This is a genomic window from Streptomyces sp. NPDC026092, assembly GCF_040638605.1.
In the GTDB taxonomy this organism is placed as follows: Bacteria; Actinomycetota; Actinomycetes; order Streptomycetales; family Streptomycetaceae; genus Streptomyces.
On the sequence record NZ_JBEZYN010000003.1, the window covers coordinates 304,487 to 324,998 of the forward strand.

The window sequence follows — 20,512 nt, forward strand, 5'->3', positions numbered from 1 at the left end:
ACAGGACCAAGGGTTACTGCGTACTGCGTGCGCGATACTGGGATTGAACCAGTGACCTCTTCCGTGTCAGGGAAGCGCTCTCCCGCTGAGCTAATCGCGCGGGACGGTCCATGCGGACCGAATCTTCGGTTGTTCTGCGTGCGCGATACTGGGATTGAACCAGTGACCTCTTCCGTGTCAGGGAAGCGCTCTCCCGCTGAGCTAATCGCGCTTGGAGGTGGAGACGGGATTTGAACCCGTGTAGACGGCTTTGCAGGCCGTTGCCTCGCCTCTCGGCCACTCCACCAGGAGTGAGACGGGGGTTCGGGAAGATCCCCCACATCGAGCGGACGACGAGATTCGAACTCGCGACCCTCACCTTGGCAAGGTGATGCTCTACCAACTGAGCCACGTCCGCTTGTCGTTTCCGTTCCGCTTGCGCGTCCCGGCGACGTGTTGAACTCTAGCGGATTCCTGGGCCAGCACAAAAACGCGTTTCCGCAGCGTGCTGACCCGCACACGGAGGCGGGCCCGCGGGAGAGGTTCCCGTGGCGTTCACTCCCCGTGCCCCCGAGGTCGCACGCAGCCGTCCCCGCTCGGTGTTCGGCCACGCCCGCCACTCGCCTTCCGCCCCGACCACCACTCGCCCTCCGCGCCGCGCCCCGCACCGCCCCCCGCGCCCGCCCTAGACTCGATCCGTGCACGACCTTGCTCCTCTGGCCCGCTTCGGCGGCCTCGTCGCGACCGACCTCCGGGATGTCACCAGTGATCCCGCGGCCCTGGACTCCGCCGGCTTCTGGGCCGTCTCCGCGGACTTCGAGGGCCGTCTGACCTGCGCCCGCTTCGGCGACGTACGCAGGGAGCCCGTCCCGGCCCCGGTCCCCGCCCCCGCCGCGGGCGCCTGGCGCGGTCCGTCCACCGACGACTGGACGTCGTCCCTCGACCGCGCGGCGTACACGGCGGGCGTCCGCCGGATCCGGGAGCACATCGCGCGCGGGGAGGTCTATCAGGCCAATCTCTGCCGCGTGATGTCCGCGCCGCTGCCCGACCTCGACGCGGCCGACGTCGACGCCCTCACCGCGCTGCTGGCCCGCGGCAACCCCGCTCCGTACGCCGGAACGATTCGGCTGCCCGCGCACGGGGTGGAGATCGCCACCGCGTCCCCCGAGCTCTATCTGCGCCGCGACGGCGCCACCGTCGAGTCCGGCCCGATCAAGGGAACCGGCCGCACGGCCGAGGACCTGCTTGAGAAGGACCACGCCGAGAACGTGATGATCGTGGATCTCGTACGGAACGACCTGGGCCGGGTCTGTGCGACCGGCACGGTCACCGTCCCCGAGCTCTGCGCCGTCGAGCCCCACCCGGGCCTGGTCCACCTCGTCTCCACCGTGCGCGGGGAACTCGCCGCGCAGGCCGGCTGGCCGGAGCTGCTTGCCGCCACCTTCCCGCCGGGCTCCGTCACGGGCGCCCCGAAGTCGAGCGCCCTGCGGATCATCGAGGCCCTGGAGACCGCCCCGCGCGGCCCCTACTGCGGCGGCATCGGCTGGGTCGACGCCGACCGTCGCACCGCCGAGCTGGCCGTCGGCATAAGGACCTTCTGGATCGACCGCCCCGAGGGCGTGCTGCGCTTCGGCACCGGCGCCGGGATCACGTGGGGCTCGGACCCCGAGCGCGAATGGGCGGAGACCGAGTTGAAGGCGTCCCGGCTCCTGGCGGTAGCGTCGGGCGCGTACGAGGCGAGCGGAAAGGCCATATCGCGATGAAACTCTGGGTCAACGGCGGACTGCGCGACGCGGAGGAAGCCCGGGTGTCCGTCCTGGACCACGGGCTGACTGTCGGCGACGGCGTCTTCGAGACGGTCAAGGCCGTGCGCGGCGGCACCTTCGCCCTCACCCTCCACCTGGAGCGTCTCACCCGCTCCGCGCGCGGTCTGGGCCTGCCCGAGCCCGACCTGGACGAGGTCCGCCGGGCCTGCGCGGCGGTCCTGGAGGCCAACCCGATGGAGCTCGGCCGGCTCCGCATCACGTACACCGGTGGACTCTCGCCGCTCGGCTCCGAGCGCGGCGACGCCGGGACGAGCCTCGTCGTGGGGCTCGGCGAGTCGAGCCCCCGCCCCGACTCCACGGCCGTGATCACGGTCCCCTGGACCCGCAACGAGCGCGGGGCGCTCACGGGCCTGAAGACGACCTCGTACGCCGAGAACGTCGTCGCCCTCGCCAGGGCGCGCGAACAGGGCGCGTCCGAGGCGCTGTTCGCCAACACGGTCGGACAGCTCTGCGAGGGCACCGGCTCCAATGTCTTCGTCGTGCTCGACGGCCGGATCCACACCCCGCCCGTCTCCTCCGGCTGCCTGGCCGGGATCACCCGCGCCCTCGCGGTCGAGTGGACGGGGGCGGTGGAGACCGATCTGCCGCTGGACGTCCTGGAGAGCGCCGAGGAGATCTTCCTGACCTCGACGCTCCGTGACATCCAGGCCGTGCACCGGGTCGACGACCACGAGACGACTCCCGCGCCGGGGCCGGTCACCGCCAAGGCCATGCGGATCTTCGACGAGCGCGCGGCGGCGGACCGGGATCCGCGCCTCGCGTAAATCCGGATGACGGAGAGCCGTGGCGTGGGTAGAACACCCGTGATGACCACCACCCTGCGGCCGGCCGTGCCGCTTCAGCAGACCCCGGACGGCGGACGTTCACGCACCTACGACGTGTGCGTGAACAGTCGTCGCGTCGGTTCCGTGCGCCTGGCCACGACCCCCGGCACCGGATCCGGGGTGATCTCGGCCCTGAGCATCGACGAGAAGGACCGCCGCCGTGGCCGGGGCACGGTCGCCGCGCTGGCCGCCGAGGAGGTGCTGCGTGGCTGGGGCTGCGGCGAGGCCCAGATCTCCGTACCGGTGGGTGCGGAGGCGGCGCTGCGGATGGGGGAGATGCTCGGCTACACCGAGCGCGGCAGGAACATGGTCAAGGAGCTCCCGGCCGAGCCGCCCGCGCTGGCGTCCGGCGTCGAGGTCCGCGCGATGACCGAGGACGAGTTCGGGCCCTGGGAGGTGAACGCCCGGGAGAGTTACGCGCGCAGCTGGATCGAGCGGGGCGTCCCCGAGGACCGGGCCCGCGCCAGGTCCGAGGCCGCCCACCGGCTGCTGCTGCCGGACGGCCTGGACTCCCCGGGCACGGCGGTCCATGTGGCGGTACGGGACGGGGAGACCGTCGGCCATGTCTGGACGGCCGGCCGCGAACTGGAGCCGGGCGTCCACGGGAGCTACGTCTACGACATCGCGGTCGCCGAGGGCCACCGGGGCCACGGCTACGGTCGGGCCCTGATGCTGGTCGCCGAGCGGGTCGCGCTCCACGCCGGGGACCGCCTGCTCGGACTCCATGTCTTCGCGGGCAACACCCCGGCGATCCGGCTCTACACCTCGCTCGGCTACCGGACGACGCACGTCAACAGCTACAAGCAGCTGCTGTGATCCCCTAGGGCCTATCCGGCCCTGATCCGCCGGACAGGCCCTAGCCGGCGAGCAGACGGTCGACGATCTCCTCGATGCGCGCCCGCAGACCCTCCTGGCTCTGGCCGCCGTCGAGGCGCTCGCCGCCGACGACATAGGTCGGGGTGCCGGTGACCTTGATCGCCTTGCCCTCCGCCTGGTCGGCGTCGACCATCAGCAGATGCCGGCCGTCGATCAGGGCGGTGTCGAACTCCTCGGCGTCCAGGCCGAGTTCGCGGGCGACGTCCAGGAGTACCGGCTCGCCGCGCTCGCCCAGCTCCTCGGTCCTGGCGAGCAGCGCCTCCACGTACGGCCAGCCCTTGCCCTGGTCGGCCGCCTCCTCGGCCGCCTGCGCGGCGGCGTACGCCTGCTTGTGCTTCTCCAGCGGGAAGTGCCGCAGCTGTACGTCGATCCGGTCGCCGTACTTCTCGCGCAGCGCGCGCACGTCGTCGAGGGCGCGGAAGCAGTCGGGGCACTGGAGGTCGAACCAGGCCTCCACGGTGACGGGGGAGGCGGACGGGGTGGTGGAGTCGCTCATGGGAGCAGTCTCCCAGCACGGTCCGACCGGTCCCAACCGGGACCTGGGGAGGAGATCCCGCAAGGGAGACCCGGAGATCTCCCTGAGGTCGGCCTCGGAACATGGCCCCGGGCCCCCTCGCCGGTGCAGGATGGAAGAGACATACCGCCCGGCCCAGGAGGATCGCATGCTCGCCGAGACCATCTTTTCCGCGGTGTCCGTGGCGGGACTGGGCATCGCCGCGATCACGGCGTACCGCAAGCGTTTCCTCGCCGCGACGCGGATCGCCGCCTACGCGCTGGTGCCCATCGGTCTGGTCATGACCGGGGCGGTGGAGTGGGCCTTCGACACGGCCTTCAGCCCGACGGCGTGGGCCGGCTTCGGCGTGCTCGGCGCGGCTTGGGCGCTCTTCATGACGAGCCGGGCGATCGAGCGGCGCAGAGCGGGCCGGAAGCAGGCCGAGCGGGGCGAGATGCCCGGGGCGGTCGCCCCGGCCGCGTCCGCGCCCTCACTCGGCGCCGGGCAGCGGGGCGCGACCCCGAAGCCGCAGGCCAAGACGGCCGGGGACGACTTCAGCGACATCGAGGCGATTCTGAAGAAGCACGGCATCTGAGGAGGCGGAGCATCTGACGGCCTCCGACCGGATCCGACCGTCGGAGCATCCACGGGATGTGATGAACTGCCCCGATCGAGGGGCGTGTTGCGGGCCCTCGCGCGAGCCGCTGCGCCATGATCGCCCCCGAGATGCTGGATACCTCGCGGGATCATGCCCCCGCCCCCACCGAAGAGCCGCGCGGTTGTCTGTTCGCGCTCTCCCAACCGCCGCTGATGATCTTCCTGGCGGTGATCGGCTGTCTGCTCCTGATGGCCGCCGTGCACGACCTCTTCATGCTGTGAGGGGGTCGGCTCAGCCGGCGGCTTCCTTGCGGCGTGCCCGGTACGCGGCGACGTGGAGGCGATTGCCGCAGGTGCGGCTGTCGCAGTAGCGGCGTGAGCGGTTGCGCGAGAGGTCGACGAAGGCGCGGCCGCAGTCGGGGGCCTCGCAGCGCCGCAACCGCTCCTGCTCGCCCGCGACGAGGATGAACGCCAGGGCCATGCCGCAGTCGGCGGCGAGATGGTCGGCGACCGAGGCGCCCGGCGCGAAGTAGTGCACGTGCCAGTCGTAGCCGTCGTGGTCGGTGAGCTGCGGCGTCGTGCCCGCGGCGGCGACCAGCTGGTTGATCAGCGTGGCCGCGATCCGGGCGTCGGGCGCCGCGAAGACCGCCGTGAACCTGGCCCGTACCTCCTGGACGGCCTTGAGGTCCTTGTCGGTGAGCTCGCCGACGTCGCTGATGTTGTGGGCCCGCACGAAGGTGCGCAGCGATGGGACGTCCGCGAGTTCGTCGTCGCGGTCGCCCTGTGGCGCGGTGTTCATCAGATCGACGACGCTGTCGAGGGCGATCCGGGTGTCGTGAGGGATCAGCACGATTCGCTCCCTGGCCGGCTGCGGGCGGGTGCCCGCGGAATTGCGCTGACTCTAGCGGCTTCGTCGCGCGACGCCGGGCGGGGTCGGGTAACGCGCATCGGCGCCCTCCTCCGCGCCGGCTGCGCGGTGAGGACGCCGATGTCTGCGGTATGTGAGGGTCCGCGTCGTCCGCGCGGCGCCGTCTCCCCGAGTCGGACGGCGCCGTGCGGCTCTCGGCCTGGCTCAGCTGTCGGCCAGGATGTGGGAGAGCTCCGTGTCGAGATCGAAGTGCCGGTGCTCGGTGCCCGGTGGCACGGCGGCGTCGGTCCGCTTGAGGAACGACTCCAGAGCCCTCGCCGGGGCCTCGAGCAGGGCTTCGCCCTCGGGGGAACTCAACGCGATGCAGACGACGCCCTGACCGTGACTGCGTGACGGCCAGACTCTGACGTCGCCGGTGCCGGTGGGCCGGTGCAGCCCCTCGGCGAGAAGGTCGCGGGCGAAGACCCACTCGACCGTCTCCTCGGCTCCGGTGTGGAAGGTGGCGTGCACGGCATACGGATCGGCCGTGTCATACCGCAGGCCCGCGGGTACAGGCAGTGAGGACTCGCTCGACACAACGAGGCGCAGGTGCAGCTCGCAGCTGACCGTGGTGTTCATAAGCGCCAGGGCCTTTCGCTCAGTGTGCGCTCGGGGATTCGCACGTCGGCGAAATCGACATGCCACCTACGGTGCCGTTGTAAACCCCTCTGTCTGTTTTGTGATCGTTCAGGTAGCTCGTATGGGGGTGTGTAACTTTTGGTAATACGGCTGAACGGGTGAGGGCGCCCGGTCCGGTAAGTTGGGACCATGAATGCGGAGAGTGACGAGCGCACCGGGGAGTCCGCGGCCGACGGGGAGTCCGAGCTGGGATCCCGGGCCCCCGATTTCATCAAGGCACGCAAGACCCTGCACCTGAGCTGGCAGGTCGGCGTCTTCATCGTGGGACTGGCCGTGGTCGGCGCCGGTGTCGCGATGCTGGTGCTGCCCGGACCCGGCTGGGTGGTGATCTTCGGCGGTATGGCGATCTGGGCCACCGAGTTCGTCTGGGCCCAGCTGGTGCTCCGGTGGACGAAGCGGAAGGTCACCGAGGCGGCACAGCGCGCGCTCGATCCGAAGGTGCGTCGACGCAACATCATCCTGACCTCGGTCGGCCTGGTGATCATCGCCGCGCTGCTCGGTTTCTACCTCTGGAAGTACGGCTTCGTCATGCCGTGGAAGATCAACGACTGACCCGGGGGACGGTCGGGGCACCGGCTGACATGCGGTAATGTTTGCGGTGCGCCCGGGCGATTAGCTCAGTGGGAGAGCGCTTCGTTCACACCGAAGAGGTCACTGGTTCGAACCCAGTATCGCCCACCACCCGGACCGAAGGCCCGGAGACTGAACCCAGTCTCCGGGCCTTCGGCGTTCCCCGGATCGGGTCACCGCATCCGGCCGAGCCGCTCCCGCAGGCGACGGGCGTCGCGCAGTCGCTGCTCGTACGTCGCCCCCACGGCGAGCAGCAGCAGACCGGCCAGGGCCGGGGGCAGCCAGCGGGGGAGGGCTCCGACGGCCTGGACGACGTACGGGGCCAGCTCGTGCAGGGCGTCGAGGGCCAGGACCGTCCCGCCGAGCACCAGCAGCGCCTGCAGCCGGAACCGGGCCCCGAGCAGGGTCACCGCGAGGGCGGCGACGCCGAGCAGCAGCGGGCGCCGCCAGTCCGGGTCCACCCAGGTCGCGAGCAGGCTCGGCACCAGCGTGGCGGCGAGGCCGGGGCCGTACGCCACCCAGGACGAGGACTCCGGGTCGCGGCGCCGCCGCAGCGCGCCGACGACCAGCGCGGGCACGGTGACGGGCAGCGTGTACGCCTCCGGGGTCGTCACGTCCCAGACGGCCAGCCGCACCCAGGTCGCCAGGAGGAACAGCGCTCCGGCCGTCCAAGAGGCGACCGCGCGGCGCTCGGGCCGGAGGGCCGTGGCGGTGGCGAGCACACCGGTCAGGGCGAGGACGAGTGCGAGGACCGCGGGCGTGGGCACGGCCATGATGATCGCGAGCAGCGCGACGGCGGCGCCGGTGAGCTCGACGGGGAGCGCGACCGGGTGGCGCCGGAGCCGCCCGCCGATCAGGGCCGTGGCCGCCGGGACGAGGAGCAGGGACAGGGCGGTGTGGTGGTCACGGAACCCGGCGGCGGCAGCCCCGGCGGAGACCAGACCGGCCGCGACGACGACCGCCGCACAGGCGGACACGATCCGCTGGACGCCGGCGGCGAGGAAGGCCACCGCCACGAAGAGCCCGAGCAGTACCCCGAGCGTGGTGAACGTGGCCGCGCGCGTGTCCAGGGCCGCGGCGACGGCGCTCAGCGCCGAGGCGAATCCGCAGCCGAACGCGCTCGCCCCGAGGACCTCCAGGGGCTGCACAGGTGGTGAGGCGACCGCGGGGGCGGCATCCGAGTCGGAATCCGAGCCGCCCGCCACCGGAGCGGGAGCCGGAGCCGGCAGGCCCCGCGTCAGCGTCCCCGGGCGGGCCGCCGGGAGGAGGGCCGCCGTGGTCGTCAGGAGCTGGAGGGAGAGCGTCGGGGCGTACGGGAGGTCAAGGGCGAGCGGGAGAGCGGTCAGGGTGCCCCAGCTCAGAAACAGGGCCGCGCAGCGAGACCACAGGCGCGGGAGCGTCGCGCAGGCCGCCGCGGCGACGAGCAGGACCAGCGGGGCGGTCGACGGGTACGGGGCGAGCCCGAGGTCAGCGTGGGCGCCCGACCAGACGGGGGTCGTCCGTGCCAGCGGCTCGAGCAGCGCGGCCGCCACCGGCGGGAGCGCCCACACCACACCCAGCGCGAGCACCCCCGCGCCCGCACCGGCCAGACCGATCCGTACCGCGCGCGGCGCCGACGACCGCAGGACGCCCGCCAGGGCCACCGCGCACAGCACGTACCCCGGCACCTCCCAGTCGCCCGGCAGGACCGGGCGCAGCGCGCCACCCGCCGCCGCGACCACCGCGAGACCCGCCACCACCGACGTGGCCACCGAGGCCTGGGCCACCCGCCACGCCACGCACAGCGCCACCGCCGCGCAGGCGAGCAGCAGCGCGGCCGCCGGAAGCGGGGACGTGAACGACATCCGCAGACCCGTGAGCAGGGCCCCGCCGCCCAGGACCCCGGCGGCGACGGCTGCCGTGCCCCGTACCGTCGTGGGCTTCACCCAGAGCGCCACCGCCAGATCCGCGACCGCGGTCGCCAGCGCCGCCCAGCCGAGGGCGAGCGCGCCGCCGTCGGCGGCCAGGACGCCCAGCGGCAGGGGGAGTTGAGCCGTCACCACGGCCACCGGCAGCGGGATCCGCAGCTTGCCCAGCGCCGTCCCGTACGCCGTCCAGGCGCCGGCGAGCACCGCCGAGGCGACCGACGTGTACGCGAGCCCGTCGGTGTCCGCGAGGGCCACCCGGTGCAGCGCGTACGCGTCCAGGACCATCAGGACCAGGCCCAGGGCGGCGACCGCCTCGGCCGTCGAGCCGAGCCCCCGGCGCAGCAGCACCACCGGCACCGCGAGCGCCGCGGACGTCACGACGGCGAGGACCGTCGCGCGGCCGCCGATGCCCATCGTCCCCCAGCTGACCAGCGTGAACGCGAGCGCCGCGATCGTCAGCAGTACCCCGCCCAGCGTGAGCAGCACGTTCTGCGCGCTGCGCGGGGTCGAGTCGGCCACCGGCCGGCCGGTCGTGGGCCCGGTCGCCGGGGAGGGCGCCGGAGCCTGCAGGACCCGCAGCAGCCAGGCCCTGCGGGCCAGCAACTGGGACCGGTGGGCGTCGAGCCGCGCCAGTTCGCGATCGACCTGCACCAGTTCCTCGGCGGGTGGGAGAGGAGAGTTCATGTCCGGAGTGTGCGCCGGACCACACCCCGGAACCATGCGTGCGGGTACTCATTTCCGCGGCTGAGTACGTACACACTGGGGTCATGGACTGGTGCCGCTACCGCTTCCGCAGCGTCTGGCAGTTGGCCGCCCCGCCCGACGCGGTCTTCGCCGTACTGGAACGCGCCGAGGAGTACCCGAGCTGGTGGCCCCAGGTCCGCGAGGTCGTCCCCGTCGACGAGGCCACCGGCACCGCGCGGTTCCGTTCCTTCCTCCCGTACGACCTCGTCGTCACCGCCGAGGCCCGGCGCCGCGACCCCGACGCCCGCGTCCTGGAGGTCGCGCTCGGCGGCGACCTTGAAGGCTGGGCGCGCTGGACCGTGACGGCCCACGGCCCGGGCACGCGCGCGCTGTACGAGCAGGAGGTCGAGGTGACCAGCCCTCTGATGCGCCGGCTCGCGGTCCCTGGGCGGCCCGTCTTCCGCGCCAACCACGCGCTGATGATGCGCGCGGGCAGGCGCGGTCTGGCGGCCCGACTGCGCGCGGTTTGAAGGAGGGGCGCGGAAACCTGTATGGTTCAACCCGTTCCCGGGCGATTAGCTCAGCGGGAGAGCACTTCGTTCACACCGAAGGGGTCACTGGTTCGATCCCAGTATCGCCCACCGGGAGAGGCCGGTCCGTCGAAAGACGGACCGGCCTTCCGCATTCCCGGGCCGAAGCACGCGCCGACGCGTCACGCCGCCGTCCGCAGCTCGGGACGGAGCGGCCACGCCGGATCCACCGTCTCCGGCGTCCCGTTGCGCGTGAACCACGCCTGCAGCCCCCGCGCCTGTGCCGCGTGCCACACCGCCTGCAGCGTGTGCAGCTCCGCGGGTGAGAGTCGTTCCAGCCGGGACGCGAACCGCCGCGCCACCGCCCGTACGACATCCATCGAGGCCGTCGCGTCCGCCGCCGCGTCGTGCGCGCCGTCCAGCTCCACGCCGTAGTGCGCGCACAGGTCCGTCAGCGTCCGGCGGCCCTTGCGGTAGCGGTCCAGATGCTTGTCGAGCACGCGCGGATCGAGCACGCACAGCGACGCGTTCTCCAGATAGCGGCCGAGTGAGGAGGCACGGTGGCGGCGCAGTTCGCGGTCCAGGATCGTCAGATCGAAGGGCGCGTTCATCACCACCAGGGGCCGGCCCGCGGCGCACTGCTCCGCCAGCGCCCGCCCCAACTCCTCCATCACGGGCGCCGGCCAGCGCCCGTTCCGTCGTAGATGATCGTCCGTCAGTCCGTGGACCTCCGTGGCCGCAGGGGGCACCGGAATCCCGGGGTTGACCAGCCAGCGTGTGACCCGCGGACGTCCGCCGGCCGTGTCCTGGACGACGAGCGCGGCCGAGACGATCCGGTCCTGCTCGACGTCAACTCCCGTGGTTTCCGTGTCGAATGCGGCCAGGGGCCCGTCATACCAGTTGTGCGTCATCCCCGAACTCCTCGCACATGTGCGGCAGATGGCGATCCCCCTGCCCGAATCGGTGATACCCGGGCTGTTTGCCCCGTACGCGGACCGGTGACAACACAGATGACGGGGAAGGGAATTGACATGGCGCTCGCCCAGCCCGAATCGGGAGGGCTGCCGCCTCAGCGGGCAGCACCACTGCGGGGCTCACTCGCCACGACCGCCTGCATGGAGACGCTCCAGGTGGGGTATCTGCATGCGGTCGCCGCGGCGGCGGGCTGCTCGCTGTCGCAGCCGTTTCCGGACAACGGCATCGACTGGCACGTGAGCCACAGCGCTCCCGGCCACACGGTCGACGACGAAGTGACCATCAAGGTGCAGCTCAAGTGCACCTACCAGCTACCGCCGCGGCCGCCCGGGCCCGCGTTCTCCTTCACCCTGGACAACGACCATCTGGTGAAGCTGGCGCGGACCCCGGTCTCGGTGCACAAGATCCTGGTCGTCATGATCGTGCCGCGCGACCGGGAGGACTGGCTGCGGGCCGGGCACGACCGACTGGACCTGCGGCACTGCTGCTACTGGATCAACCTGGCCGGCCACCCGGTGACGGGTCGGCGGCGGACGACCGTGCGCATACCGACGGCACGGATCTTCGACGACCGGGCACTGTGCGAGATCATGACCCGGGTCGGCGTGGGAGGGAGACCCTGATGCACCGGCCGATCGGCGAACAGGAGGGCGGGGCCGGCTACGGCCCCGTTCTGCCACCGTTCCGCCCCCATCCCCCGCACGGCGACCTCCCCGCCGGCCCCTGGGCCGACGCCGGGGGGTCGCCCGACCCCGGACGTGTCGACCCGCTGGTCCTCGGCGCGCTGCTCGCCCGGCACGGCTGGCGGCGCCGCGGCGGGGCCGCGGGCCGCTACAGCCGCTGGACCCCGCCCGGGACGGGCGGCCCCTCCGGCGGCACCAGCCTCCTCGTACCGGAGAGCCGCGCGTTCCCGGACTGCGAGGACCTGCTCGGCGAGGCGCTCACCGCCCTCGCCCACAGCGCGGCGCCCTCGGCCCGCGAGGTCCTGGTCGGGCTCACCGTGCCCAGCGACGAGATCCGCTGGTGGCGCGATGTGCCGCCGGGCCCCGCGGGCACGGTCCCGTGGACCGTCCAGGAACAGCTCAGGTCGGCCGCCCGGCAGCTGCTGCTCGCCGGCGCGCTCGCCGTGCGCGGCCGGGCCGGGTACTACGGCGCCCGGCACCGCCGCCAGGCGCAGGCGTCCCTGGAGGCGGTGGTCGTCGGGGCGGCGCCGGGCGGGCGGGGCCTGACCGCGTTCGTGCCCGTCGACTCGGGCCGGGCCATCGCCGTACGGCTCTACCACGCGCTGTACGCGGCGCGGGAGGCCGCCGACTACCAGCGGGCGACGGGCGGGATGGAGGCCTTCGACGCCGCCGTCGAGGCGGGGGTGAGCCGCGAGCTGACCGAGGCCCTGGTCGCGCTCGTACGGGGCACCGAGGGGGCCAGGATCGCGCTGGAGTGGGCCCCCGCAGCCGGGACGCCCGCCGGGTGCGCGGCCCGGCCCGAGCCGGTCGAGTTCTCGGCGGGCGACCTGCCGGCCCTGCGTGAGGCCGGCGCCCGCTATCTGACCGACGAGCCGTCCGTACCGGTCCGGATCACCGGCGCCGTGGTCCGGATGCGCCGCTCGGGGCCGCGCGGCGAGGGGACCGTACGGCTGCGGGTGCTCGGCGGGGCGGAGGTGCCGCACGTCCGGGTGACGCTGGACGAGGAGTCGTACCGTACGGCCGGGCACGCGCACCTGGTCGGGCTGCCGATCCGGGTGGTCGGCCGGCTGGAGAGCCGGGGCGGCTTCCGGCGGCTGACCGATGCCACCGGGGTCGTACCGGTCCAGGTCGACGAGGCCGAGCGGGACCGGCTGATGAAGTCGCTCCACGAGAACCTGGACTTCTTCGAGGAGGCCTGCGGCCCGGGGGAGGAGTGAGGGCCGTTTTGGGGTGACCGCGCCCGGGCTCCGCGGGGGCCAGCGGGGGGCCGTGCGGCGAACAGCGGCGGGCGGGTCCGGCTCCCAGCGCTCGGGGGCGGCCCGAGCCCTTAGGATTTACAGCGACGCGGCACCTCGTCTCTGCCGCGCGTCGCCGGCGCCGGCACATCGTGTCTGCCTGCGCCCCAAGGGAAAGAGCATCCGTGTCTGATGTCCGTGTGACCGTCCAGTCCGCCTCAGGAGCCGAGGATCGGGCGGTGAGCGCGGGCACCACCGCCAGCGCGCTGTTCGCCGACGACCGGTCCGTGATCGCCGCCCGCGTCGGCGGTGAGCTGAAGGACCTCACCTACGTCGTCGCCGAGGGCGATGTCGTCGAGCCCGTCGAGATCTCCTCCCCGGACGGTCTCGACATCCTGCGCCACTCCACCGCGCACGTCATGGCCCAGGCCGTGCAGGAGCTCTTCCCCGAGGCCAAGCTCGGCATCGGCCCGCCGGTCCGTGACGGCTTCTACTACGACTTCGACGTCGAGAAGCCGTTCACCCCCGAGGACCTCAAGGCCATCGAGAAGAAGATGCAGGAGATCCAGAAGCGGGGTCAGCGCTTCTCCCGCCGCGTGGTCACCGACGAGGCCGCCCGCGAGGAGCTCGCCGACGAGCCGTACAAGCTGGAGCTCATCGGCATCAAGGGCTCCGCGTCGACCGACGACGGCGCCAACGTCGAGGTGGGCGGCGGCGAGCTGACCATCTACGACAACCTCGACGCCAAGACCGGCGACCTGTGCTGGAAGGACCTCTGCCGAGGCCCCCACCTGCCCACCACCCGGAACATCCCGGCGTTCAAGCTGATGCGCAACGCGGCCGCCTACTGGCGCGGCAGCGAGAAGAACCCGATGCTCCAGCGCATCTACGGCACCGCCTGGCCGTCGAAGGACGAGCTGAAGGCGCACCTCGACTTCCTCGCCGAGGCCGAGAAGCGCGACCACCGCAAGCTCGGCAACGAGCTCGACCTCTTCTCCGTCCCGGACGAGATCGGCTCCGGCCTCGCGGTCTTCCACCCCAAGGGCGGCATCATCCGCCGGGTCATGGAGGACTACTCGCGCAAGCGGCACGAGGAGGAGGGCTACGAGTTCGTCTACTCGCCGCACGCCACCAAGGGCAAGCTGTTCGAGAAGTCGGGCCACCTCGACTGGTACGCCGAGGGCATGTACCCCCCCATGCAGCTCGACGAGGGCGTGGACTACTACCTCAAGCCCATGAACTGCCCGATGCACAACCTGATCTTCGACGCGCGCGGGCGTTCGTACCGTGAACTGCCGCTGCGCCTCTTCGAGTTCGGCACCGTGTACCGGTACGAGAAGTCCGGCGTCGTGCACGGCCTGACCCGCGCCCGGGGCTTCACCCAGGACGACGCGCACATCTACTGCACCCGCGAGCAGATGGCGGAGGAGCTGGACAAGACCCTCACCTTCGTCCTCAACCTGCTGCGCGACTACGGTCTGACCGACTTCTACCTGGAGCTGTCCACCAAGGACCCGGAGAAGTTCGTCGGCTCGGACGAGGTCTGGGAGGAGGCGACCGCCGTCCTCCAGGAGGTCGCCGAGAAGCAGGGCCTCCCGCTCACCCCCGACCCGGGCGGCGCCGCGTTCTACGGCCCGAAGATCTCCGTGCAGGCGCGCGACGCCATCGGCCGTACCTGGCAGATGTCGACCGTGCAGCTGGACTTCAACCTGCCGGAGCGCTTCGACCTGGAGTACACCGGCCCCGACGGCACCAAGCAGCGGCCGGTCATGATCCACCGCGCGCTGTTCGGCTCCATCGAGCGCTTCTTCGCCGTCCTCCTGGAGCACTACGCGGGCGCCATGCCGCCGTGGCTGGCCCCCGTCCAGGCGACCGGCATCCCGATCGGCGACGCCCACATCCCGTACCTCCAGGAGTTCGCCGCCAAGGCGAAGAAGCAGGGGCTGCGGGTCGACGTCGACGCGTCCTCGGACCGGATGCAGAAGAAGATCCGCAACGCGCAGAAGCAGAAGGTCCCGTTCATGATCATCGCCGGTGACGAGGACATGGCCAACGGCGCCGTCTCCTTCCGCTACCGCGACGGTTCACAGGAGAACGGCATCCCCGTCGACGAGGCCATCGCCAAGATCGCCAAGGTCGTCGAGGAGCGCGTCCAGGTCTGATCCGCCGCGGACACGGACTCAAGGGGCTCCCGGGCCGGCACCCGGGGGCCCCTTCTCGTCCTCCCGCATGAACGTCTGGATCAGCCAGGACGAGAACGAACCCGTCACGGCCCCCAGCAGCGCGACGCCGCACGCCATCATGCCCACGGCGATGACCCGGCCGACCGGGGTCACCGGGGTCACGTCGCCGTACCCCACCGTCGTCAGCGTCTCCGCGGCCCACCAGAGCGAGTCGCCGAAGGTACGGATCGTGGCGCCCGGGGCCCCGCGCTCGTGCTGGAGGACGGCCAGCGCTCCCGCGAAGCCGAGCACGGAGACCGTGATGCTGGAGTAGGCCATGACGCGGGCATAGAGGGTCAGACGCGGCTTGTCCCGGCGGCGCTGGATCTGCTCGTAGATCTTCACCATCTGCAGCGGCCTCAGCAGCGGCAGCACCAGGATCACCGTGCCCAGGAGGTGTGTCCGGACGAAGCGCAGCGGTCCGAGACCGCTGAGCCGGAATCGGACCCCGTAGTCGAAGGCGAAGACCGCCCAGGCACCCAGGGTCGCCGCCAAGGACAGGTCCCGCCAGACCGGGTCGAGACCGGTGGCCAGCACCAGCACCGTGTATCCGGCGAGATACACCAGGGACGCCACCGCGAGCGGCGCCTCCATACGGCGGTCCCAGCGGGTCTGCCTGTCCAGGCTCTCGTTCATCCGATCAGCATCTCCGGGACGGCGTGATCGAAGCCCCGGCGACACGTCGCGAATGGGCGAAGCCATATGCTGCACAGCATGACGACTGAGCCGGAGCAGCAGATCGGAGTGGGGGCGCCGGACGCGTTCCAGCGCCTGTGGACGCCTCACCGGATGGCGTACATCCAGGGCGAGAACAAGCCGACCGGGCCGGGGGCCGAGGACGGCTGTCCGTTCTGCGTGATCCCGTCGAAGTCGGACGAGGACGGGCTCGTGATAGCGCGGGGCGAAAGCGTGTACGCGGTGCTCAACCTCTACCCGTACAACGGCGGCCACCTGATGGTGGTCCCGTACCGGCACGTCGCCGACTACACGGACCTGGACGCGGCGGAGACCGCCGAGCTGGGCGAGTTCACCAAGCGGGCGATGATCGCGCTGCGGACCGCCTCCGGCGCGCACGGCTTCAACATCGGCATGAACCAGGGCGCGGTGGCGGGCGCCGGCATCGCCGCCCACCTGCACCAGCACATCGTGCCCCGCTGGGGCGGCGACACCAACTTCATGCCGGTCGTCGGCCACACCAAGGTGCTGCCGCAGCTCCTCGCCGACACCCGCGCGATGCTCGCCGCGGCCTGGCCGGCCACCTCGGAACTCGCCTAGGTCCTGTCGTCGACACCAGGGCCCCCGGCCTGATCCGGACGGAAGGCCTCGGCTCCCGGGTGGCCGGCCGTCAGGCGTCGTAGACGTCGGCCTTCTTCGTGCCCGGGTCCTGAACGGCGCCGCTCAGTATCAACGAGCGGTTGGTGAAGCGCTCCGTGTCCACGCCGTGGTCGTCCAGTACCGCGATGGTCGCCGCGTGGACCGCGCGCATCACCGGCGTCGCGGCGCGGATCGCGTCGTCGGCCATGAAGCGGTGCCGCCAGGGCGCGGCGGCCCAGGCGTGCCGCAGCCCGAAGGGCTCGGGCAGGACCAGCTTGCCGCCGAGGAAGTCCAGGATCGGCGGGAACCAGGTCAGCGGGGCCCGGACGGCCTTGCGGACGATCTCGTCCGTCTCCAGGAGCGGCAGCTGGACCGTCCGCGTCTCCCAGAACTTGACCGTCTTGGACACGTCCTTGGTCTTCGCCGCCGGCTTGGAGGTGAAGAGCGAGTGGACCGGGCCGAGCGCGTGCCCGGTGACCTCCACGCGCAGCGTGTGGTGCAGCGAGGTCACCGTGATCATCATCGTCAGGACGAGCTGCCCGTCCCAGAGCGTGAACTGCACGCCGAGGTAGTGCCGGTTGCCCGCGCCGAACTGCTGGTCGTTGCAGATGCGCTGTATCTCGTGCGGCTTGACCTGGAAGTGGACGATGTTGTCGCCGTCGGGCCGGGCGACCTCGTCCGCGCCCTCGCCGACCGGGGAGACGATCCAGTGCTTGACGGTCGGCTTGGGGAAGCCGGTCTTCAGGGAGCCCCGCTCCAGCATCGTGAGCTTGTCGTGGATCTTCCGTACGACGTCCCAGGCGCGGAAGTCGTGGATCTCGCGGCCGTCCTTGGGGATCAGCTCCTCGGCGAGCGTCCAGCTGCCCCAGCGGGTGCCCATGCCCAGTATTCCCTTGGGGCCCGCGTAGAAGACGATGTTGGACTGCTGCTCGGCGGAGAGCTTCTCCAGGTTCTGCCGCAGCTCCTCGGCGGACTTCTCGCCAGGGTCTCCGGGGACCGCCTCGGGGATCTTGGCGCCGATGCCGCCGCCGCTCAGCAGGGCCGTCCAGCGCTCCCGCAGGTCGACGGCGGTGGACTCGCAGATCCGCTTGGCGAGGAACCAGCCGACGACCGGGGCGACGACCATCGCGCGGAGGTAGATCGACAGGACGCCGGTGATCGGCAGCTTGATCAGGACGAGGACAGCGAGCAGGCCCGCGACGACCAGGATCACCGTGCCCACCGCGCTCGTGCGCTTGTTCTCCGAGCCGGCGACCAGCCGGCGCAGCTGGATCACGCCGAGCCAGAGCAGCAGTCCGGGCAGGAACAGGACACCGAAGACGAAGGTGACCAGGGTCAGTTTGACGTCCCGCCGCTTGCGGATGCCGGTGGCGGCCAGACAGTGCTCGACCACGGGCTGCGGGTCGGTGCCGAAGGACTGGATGAGCGCCTTGCGGGCACCGCCGAGCATTCGCACCTGGACCGCGCGCGAGAAGGCCTCGCCGAGGTCCGGCCGGAAGAGCTTGGCCCATTTACCGTCGGTGACCTTGGACTTGTGCCAGTCGTTGTTGGCATCCAGGATCGCTTCCACCGGGCTGTCGCGGTACGCGGCGGAGGCCAGGGCATGGGTCGCCGCCGTCTGTCCGTCCGAGCCCTGCAGGGGAATCTGCGCCCCGGGTCCGAAACTGCCGATCGTCACTGATGCCCCCATCGCCGCGTGCCCGCGTGGTTCACCGCGTCTTCCTCTGCGGCCTGTTCCCGACTACCGCGCCCCGCACACCTGCTGAGCTGGGCACCACAGCGTAGCCGGGTACCGGCGGATGCGTCACGGGTCGGCCGAATGCCGCCCGCCTGAGGGGAGTTGGACGGGCGGCATTCGGTCGTCGGTGGAGGCTCCCAGGAGTCCTCAGGAGTCCTCAGGAATCCTCAGGAGTGCTTACGAGCTCTCAGGAGCAGGAGCCCTCAGGAGTTCTTACGAGCCCTCAGGATCCCTTCTCCGCCTGTTCGCGGATCTTCTCCGCGAGTTGGGGCGGCATCGGTTCGTGACGGGCGTACGAGCGGTCGAAGCGGCCGGTGCCGTGCGAGATCTGCCGGAGGTCGACCGCGTACCGGCCGATCTCGATCTCGGGCACCTCCGCGCGCACCAACGTCCGCCCGGGGCCCGCCTGTTCGGTGCCGACGACGCGGCCGCGCCGGCCGGACAGGTCGCTCATCACCGGCCCCACGTACTCGTCGGGGACGAGCACCCGCACCTCGGTGACCGGTTCCAGGAGCCGGATGCTCGCCTCGGCCGCCGCCTCGCGCAGCGCCAGGGCGCCGGCGGTCTGGAAGGCGGCGTCGGAGGAGTCGACCGAGTGCGCCTTGCCGTCCCGCAGCGTGATCCGTACGTCGACCAGCGGATGGCCGGCCGCGACCCCGCGCGCGGCCTGCGCCCGGACGCCCTTCTCGACCGACGGGATGAACTGGCGCGGAACCGCCCCTCCGACCACCTTGTCGACGAACTCGATCCCGCTGCCCGCGGGCAGCGGCTCGACGTCGATCTCGCAGATCGCGTACTGGCCGTGGCCACCGGACTGTTTGACGTGCCTGCCCCGCCCCGCCGACGGCCCCCCGAAGGTCTCCCGGAGGGCGACCTTGTGCGGAACGGCGTCGACCCGGACCCCGTACCGGCTGCGCAGCCGCTCCAGAGCCACGTCCATGTGCGCCTCGCCCAGGCACCACAGGACGACCTGGTGGGTGTCCTGGTTCTGTTCCAGGCGCATGGTCGGGTCCTCGGCGACGAGCCGGGCGAGCCCCTGCGAGAGCCGGTCCTCGTCGGCCTTGCTGTGCGCCTCGATCGCGAGCGGCAGCAGCGGATCGGGCATCGTCCAGGGCTCCATCAGGAGCGGATCGTCCTTGCCGGAGAGCGTGTCACCGGTCTCCGCGCGCCCCAGCTTGGCCACGCACGCGAGGTCGCCCGCGATGCACTGCCCCAGCTGGCGCTGCTGCTTGCCGAAGGGGGAGGTCAGCGCACCGACCCGCTCGTCGACGTCATGGTCCTCGTGGCCCCGGTCGGCGAGGCCGTGCCCCGACACATGCACCGTCTCGTCCGGACGCAGGGTGCCGGAGAAGACCCGTACCAGCGAGATCCGGCCGACGTACGGGTCGGAGGCGGTCTTGACGACCTCGGCGACCAGCGGCCCGTCGGGGTCGCAGGTGACCGCGGGCCTCGGGATGCCGTCCGGCGTGGTCACGGCCGGGGCCTCGCGCTCCAGCGGGGTCGGGAAGCCGCCCGTGATCAGCTCCAGCAGTTCGACGGTGCCGAGCCCCTGCTTCGCCCCGTCCGAGGCGGGCGCCGCGGCGAGCACCGGATGGAAGGTGCCCCGGGCGACGGCCTTCTCCAGGTCGTCGATCAGCGACTTGATGTCGATCTCCTCGCCGCCGAGATAGCGGTCCATGAGGGTCTCGTCCTCGCTCTCCGCGATGATCCCCTCGATGAGCCGGTTGCGGGCCTCGGCGATCAGCGGCCGCTGGGTGTCGTCCGGCGGGCTCTCCTGCCGCTCGCCCGAGGAGTAGTCGAAGATCCGCTCCGAGAGCAGCCCGACCAGACCGGTGGTCGGCGCGTGCCCGTCCGGCGCCTCGGCTCCGTACAGCGGCAGATACAGGGGGAGTACGGCGTCGGGGTCGTCCCCGCCGAGGACCTCGGAGCAGACGGCCGTCAGCTCGTCGAAGCCGGTGCGCGCGGTCTCCAGATGCGTGACGACGATCGCGCGGGGCATGCCGACGGCCGCGCACTCCTCCCACACCATGCGGGTCGACCCGGCGATCGCCTCGGCCTCCTGGGCGGCCGAGACGACGAAGAGGGCCGCGTCCGCCGCGCGCAGACCGGCCCTCAGCTCCCCGACGAAGTCGGCGTATCCCGGTGTGTCGAGGAGGTTGATCTTGCACCCGCCCCATTCGAGAGGGACGAGCGAGAGCTGTACGGAACGTTGCTGGCGGTGCTCGATCTCGTCGTGGTCCGAGATCGTCCCGCCGTCCTCGACCCGCCCCGCCCGGTTGACCGCCCCTGCGGTCAGCGCGAGCGCCTCGACGAGGGTCGTCTTTCCCGATCCGCTGTGGCCGACCAGCACCACGTTCCGTACGGCCGAGGGCCGGTCGGCCGTCGGAGCCCTGCCGGCGGCCCCGGAGTGTGCGTTCGCCTTGTCGCCCATGATGGGTCCTCCCGATCGCTTGCACCGCTCGCTCGCACGGTGAGGCGGGGCGCGGGCGCAGGGGGAGACGCTGGGCAGCTCC

General features: G+C 71.9%; 19 protein-coding genes and 6 tRNA genes. 13 read left to right on the plus strand and 12 right to left on the minus strand.

Annotated elements, in window-relative coordinates; genetic code table 11:
* Positions 1-28: 28 nt before the first annotated feature.
* The 4 genes from AB0F56_RS06380 to AB0F56_RS06395 all read right to left on the minus strand — a co-directional run bounded on the left by AB0F56_RS06380 (position 29) and on the right by AB0F56_RS06395 (position 397).
* Positions 29-100, minus strand: a tRNA-Val gene (locus tag AB0F56_RS06380).
* A gap of 39 nt (positions 101-139) precedes the next feature.
* Positions 140-211: transfer RNA gene (locus AB0F56_RS06385), tRNA-Val, on the minus strand.
* A 1-nt stretch (position 212) separates the two neighbouring features.
* A tRNA-Cys gene (locus AB0F56_RS06390) sits at positions 213-286 on the minus strand.
* A gap of 38 nt (positions 287-324) precedes the next feature.
* A tRNA-Gly gene (locus AB0F56_RS06395) sits at positions 325-397 on the minus strand.
* A gap of 280 nt (positions 398-677) precedes the next feature.
* Between AB0F56_RS06395 and AB0F56_RS06400 the strand changes: the two genes are divergently transcribed.
* Genes AB0F56_RS06400 through AB0F56_RS06410 form a run of 3 tightly spaced genes read left to right on the plus strand, consistent with a single transcriptional unit; the run spans position 678 to position 3,445 of the window.
* Positions 678-1,742 (plus strand): chorismate-binding protein, encoded by a 1,065-nt coding sequence (locus tag AB0F56_RS06400; protein WP_362004698.1) that lies wholly within the window; start codon positions 678-680, stop codon positions 1,740-1,742.
* A complete protein-coding gene (locus tag AB0F56_RS06405; RefSeq protein ID WP_362004701.1) occupies positions 1,739-2,569 on the plus strand; it encodes an aminodeoxychorismate lyase in 831 nt (276 codons plus the stop codon). Before AB0F56_RS06400 ends, AB0F56_RS06405 begins: the two co-directional genes overlap by 4 nt.
* Positions 2,570-2,611: 42 nt before the next feature.
* On the plus strand, positions 2,612-3,445 hold the full coding sequence (locus AB0F56_RS06410) for a GNAT family N-acetyltransferase (protein WP_362004703.1): 834 nt from the start codon (positions 2,612-2,614) through the stop codon (positions 3,443-3,445).
* A 40-nt stretch (positions 3,446-3,485) separates the two neighbouring features.
* Here the strand turns inward: AB0F56_RS06410 and AB0F56_RS06415 are convergent, their stop codons facing one another.
* Positions 3,486-4,001 (minus strand): DsbA family protein, encoded by a 516-nt coding sequence (locus AB0F56_RS06415; RefSeq protein WP_362004706.1) that lies wholly within the window; start codon positions 3,999-4,001, stop codon positions 3,486-3,488.
* A gap of 166 nt (positions 4,002-4,167) precedes the next feature.
* On the opposite strand from AB0F56_RS06415, the gene AB0F56_RS06420 reads away from it, so the two are divergent.
* Together AB0F56_RS06420 and AB0F56_RS06425 are read left to right on the plus strand one after the other, a co-directional pair.
* Positions 4,168-4,593 carry a hypothetical protein gene (locus AB0F56_RS06420; protein ID WP_362004709.1) on the plus strand — a complete coding sequence of 142 codons (426 nt, stop codon included), beginning with the start codon at positions 4,168-4,170 and terminating at the stop codon, positions 4,591-4,593.
* A 131-nt stretch (positions 4,594-4,724) separates the two neighbouring features.
* Complete coding sequence (locus tag AB0F56_RS06425) at positions 4,725-4,877, plus strand: hypothetical protein (protein ID WP_362004712.1); 153 nt, start codon at positions 4,725-4,727, stop codon at positions 4,875-4,877.
* A gap of 10 nt (positions 4,878-4,887) precedes the next feature.
* Here the strand turns inward: AB0F56_RS06425 and AB0F56_RS06430 are convergent, their stop codons facing one another.
* Both AB0F56_RS06430 and AB0F56_RS06435 read right to left on the minus strand, forming a co-directional pair.
* Positions 4,888-5,445: a CGNR zinc finger domain-containing protein gene (locus AB0F56_RS06430; protein WP_362004715.1), complete on the minus strand. Its 558-nt coding sequence runs from the start codon at positions 5,443-5,445 to the stop codon at positions 4,888-4,890.
* 222 nt (positions 5,446-5,667) lie between these two features.
* Positions 5,668-6,081 (minus strand): SsgA family sporulation/cell division regulator, encoded by a 414-nt coding sequence (locus AB0F56_RS06435; protein WP_015032345.1) that lies wholly within the window; start codon positions 6,079-6,081, stop codon positions 5,668-5,670.
* A 189-nt stretch (positions 6,082-6,270) separates the two neighbouring features.
* On the opposite strand from AB0F56_RS06435, the gene AB0F56_RS06440 reads away from it, so the two are divergent.
* Positions 6,271-6,693, plus strand: a complete 423-nt coding sequence (locus AB0F56_RS06440) for a TIGR02611 family protein (protein ID WP_362004718.1) — start codon at positions 6,271-6,273, stop codon at positions 6,691-6,693.
* A 54-nt stretch (positions 6,694-6,747) separates the two neighbouring features.
* A tRNA-Val gene (locus tag AB0F56_RS06445) sits at positions 6,748-6,822 on the plus strand.
* A 62-nt stretch (positions 6,823-6,884) separates the two neighbouring features.
* Here AB0F56_RS06445 and AB0F56_RS06450 read toward each other — a convergent pair.
* Positions 6,885-9,302, minus strand: coding sequence for a hypothetical protein (locus tag AB0F56_RS06450; protein WP_362004720.1), 2,418 nt, complete (start codon positions 9,300-9,302; stop codon positions 6,885-6,887).
* Between the two features lie 83 nt (positions 9,303-9,385).
* Here AB0F56_RS06450 and AB0F56_RS06455 point away from each other — a divergent pair, with 83 nt between their 5' ends.
* Together AB0F56_RS06455 and AB0F56_RS06460 are read left to right on the plus strand one after the other, a co-directional pair.
* Entirely contained in the window at positions 9,386-9,832 is a 447-nt protein-coding gene (locus AB0F56_RS06455) for an SRPBCC family protein (protein ID WP_362004723.1), read from the plus strand.
* 39 nt (positions 9,833-9,871) lie between these two features.
* Positions 9,872-9,943 (plus strand) — tRNA-Val (locus tag AB0F56_RS06460).
* 71 nt (positions 9,944-10,014) lie between these two features.
* On the opposite strand, the gene AB0F56_RS06465 is transcribed toward AB0F56_RS06460, so the two are convergent.
* On the minus strand, positions 10,015-10,743 hold the full coding sequence (locus AB0F56_RS06465; protein WP_362004726.1) for a 3'-5' exonuclease: 729 nt from the start codon (positions 10,741-10,743) through the stop codon (positions 10,015-10,017).
* A 120-nt stretch (positions 10,744-10,863) separates the two neighbouring features.
* Between AB0F56_RS06465 and AB0F56_RS06470 the strand changes: the two genes are divergently transcribed.
* The 3 genes from AB0F56_RS06470 to thrS all read left to right on the plus strand — a co-directional run bounded on the left by AB0F56_RS06470 (position 10,864) and on the right by thrS (position 14,887).
* Positions 10,864-11,430, plus strand: coding sequence for a DUF4365 domain-containing protein (locus tag AB0F56_RS06470; protein WP_362004729.1), 567 nt, complete (start codon positions 10,864-10,866; stop codon positions 11,428-11,430).
* Positions 11,430-12,707 (plus strand): hypothetical protein, encoded by a 1,278-nt coding sequence (locus tag AB0F56_RS06475; RefSeq protein ID WP_362004732.1) that lies wholly within the window; start codon positions 11,430-11,432, stop codon positions 12,705-12,707. The genes AB0F56_RS06470 and AB0F56_RS06475 overlap by 1 nt, the downstream gene beginning before the upstream one ends.
* 203 nt (positions 12,708-12,910) lie before the next feature.
* A complete protein-coding gene (gene thrS, locus AB0F56_RS06480) occupies positions 12,911-14,887 on the plus strand; it encodes a threonine--tRNA ligase (RefSeq protein ID WP_362004734.1) in 1,977 nt (658 codons plus the stop codon).
* Positions 14,888-14,905: 18 nt separating this feature from the next.
* Here the strand turns inward: thrS and AB0F56_RS06485 are convergent, their stop codons facing one another.
* Entirely contained in the window at positions 14,906-15,583 is a 678-nt protein-coding gene (locus AB0F56_RS06485; protein ID WP_362004736.1) for a potassium channel family protein, read from the minus strand.
* 66 nt (positions 15,584-15,649) lie between these two features.
* Here AB0F56_RS06485 and AB0F56_RS06490 point away from each other — a divergent pair, with 66 nt between their 5' ends.
* Positions 15,650-16,222 carry an HIT domain-containing protein gene (locus tag AB0F56_RS06490; RefSeq protein WP_362004739.1) on the plus strand — a complete coding sequence of 191 codons (573 nt, stop codon included), beginning with the start codon at positions 15,650-15,652 and terminating at the stop codon, positions 16,220-16,222.
* A 70-nt stretch (positions 16,223-16,292) separates the two neighbouring features.
* On the opposite strand, the gene AB0F56_RS06495 is transcribed toward AB0F56_RS06490, so the two are convergent.
* Together AB0F56_RS06495 and AB0F56_RS06500 are read right to left on the minus strand one after the other, a co-directional pair.
* On the minus strand, positions 16,293-17,951 hold the full coding sequence (locus AB0F56_RS06495) for a hypothetical protein (RefSeq protein ID WP_362004741.1): 1,659 nt from the start codon (positions 17,949-17,951) through the stop codon (positions 16,293-16,295).
* Positions 17,952-18,222: 271 nt separating this feature from the next.
* The gene (locus AB0F56_RS06500; protein ID WP_362004744.1) at positions 18,223-20,430 is read right to left on the minus strand and encodes an elongation factor G-like protein EF-G2; all 2,208 of its coding nucleotides are present in this window, start codon (positions 20,428-20,430) and stop codon (positions 18,223-18,225) included.
* Between the last annotated feature and the right edge of the window lie 82 nt (positions 20,431-20,512).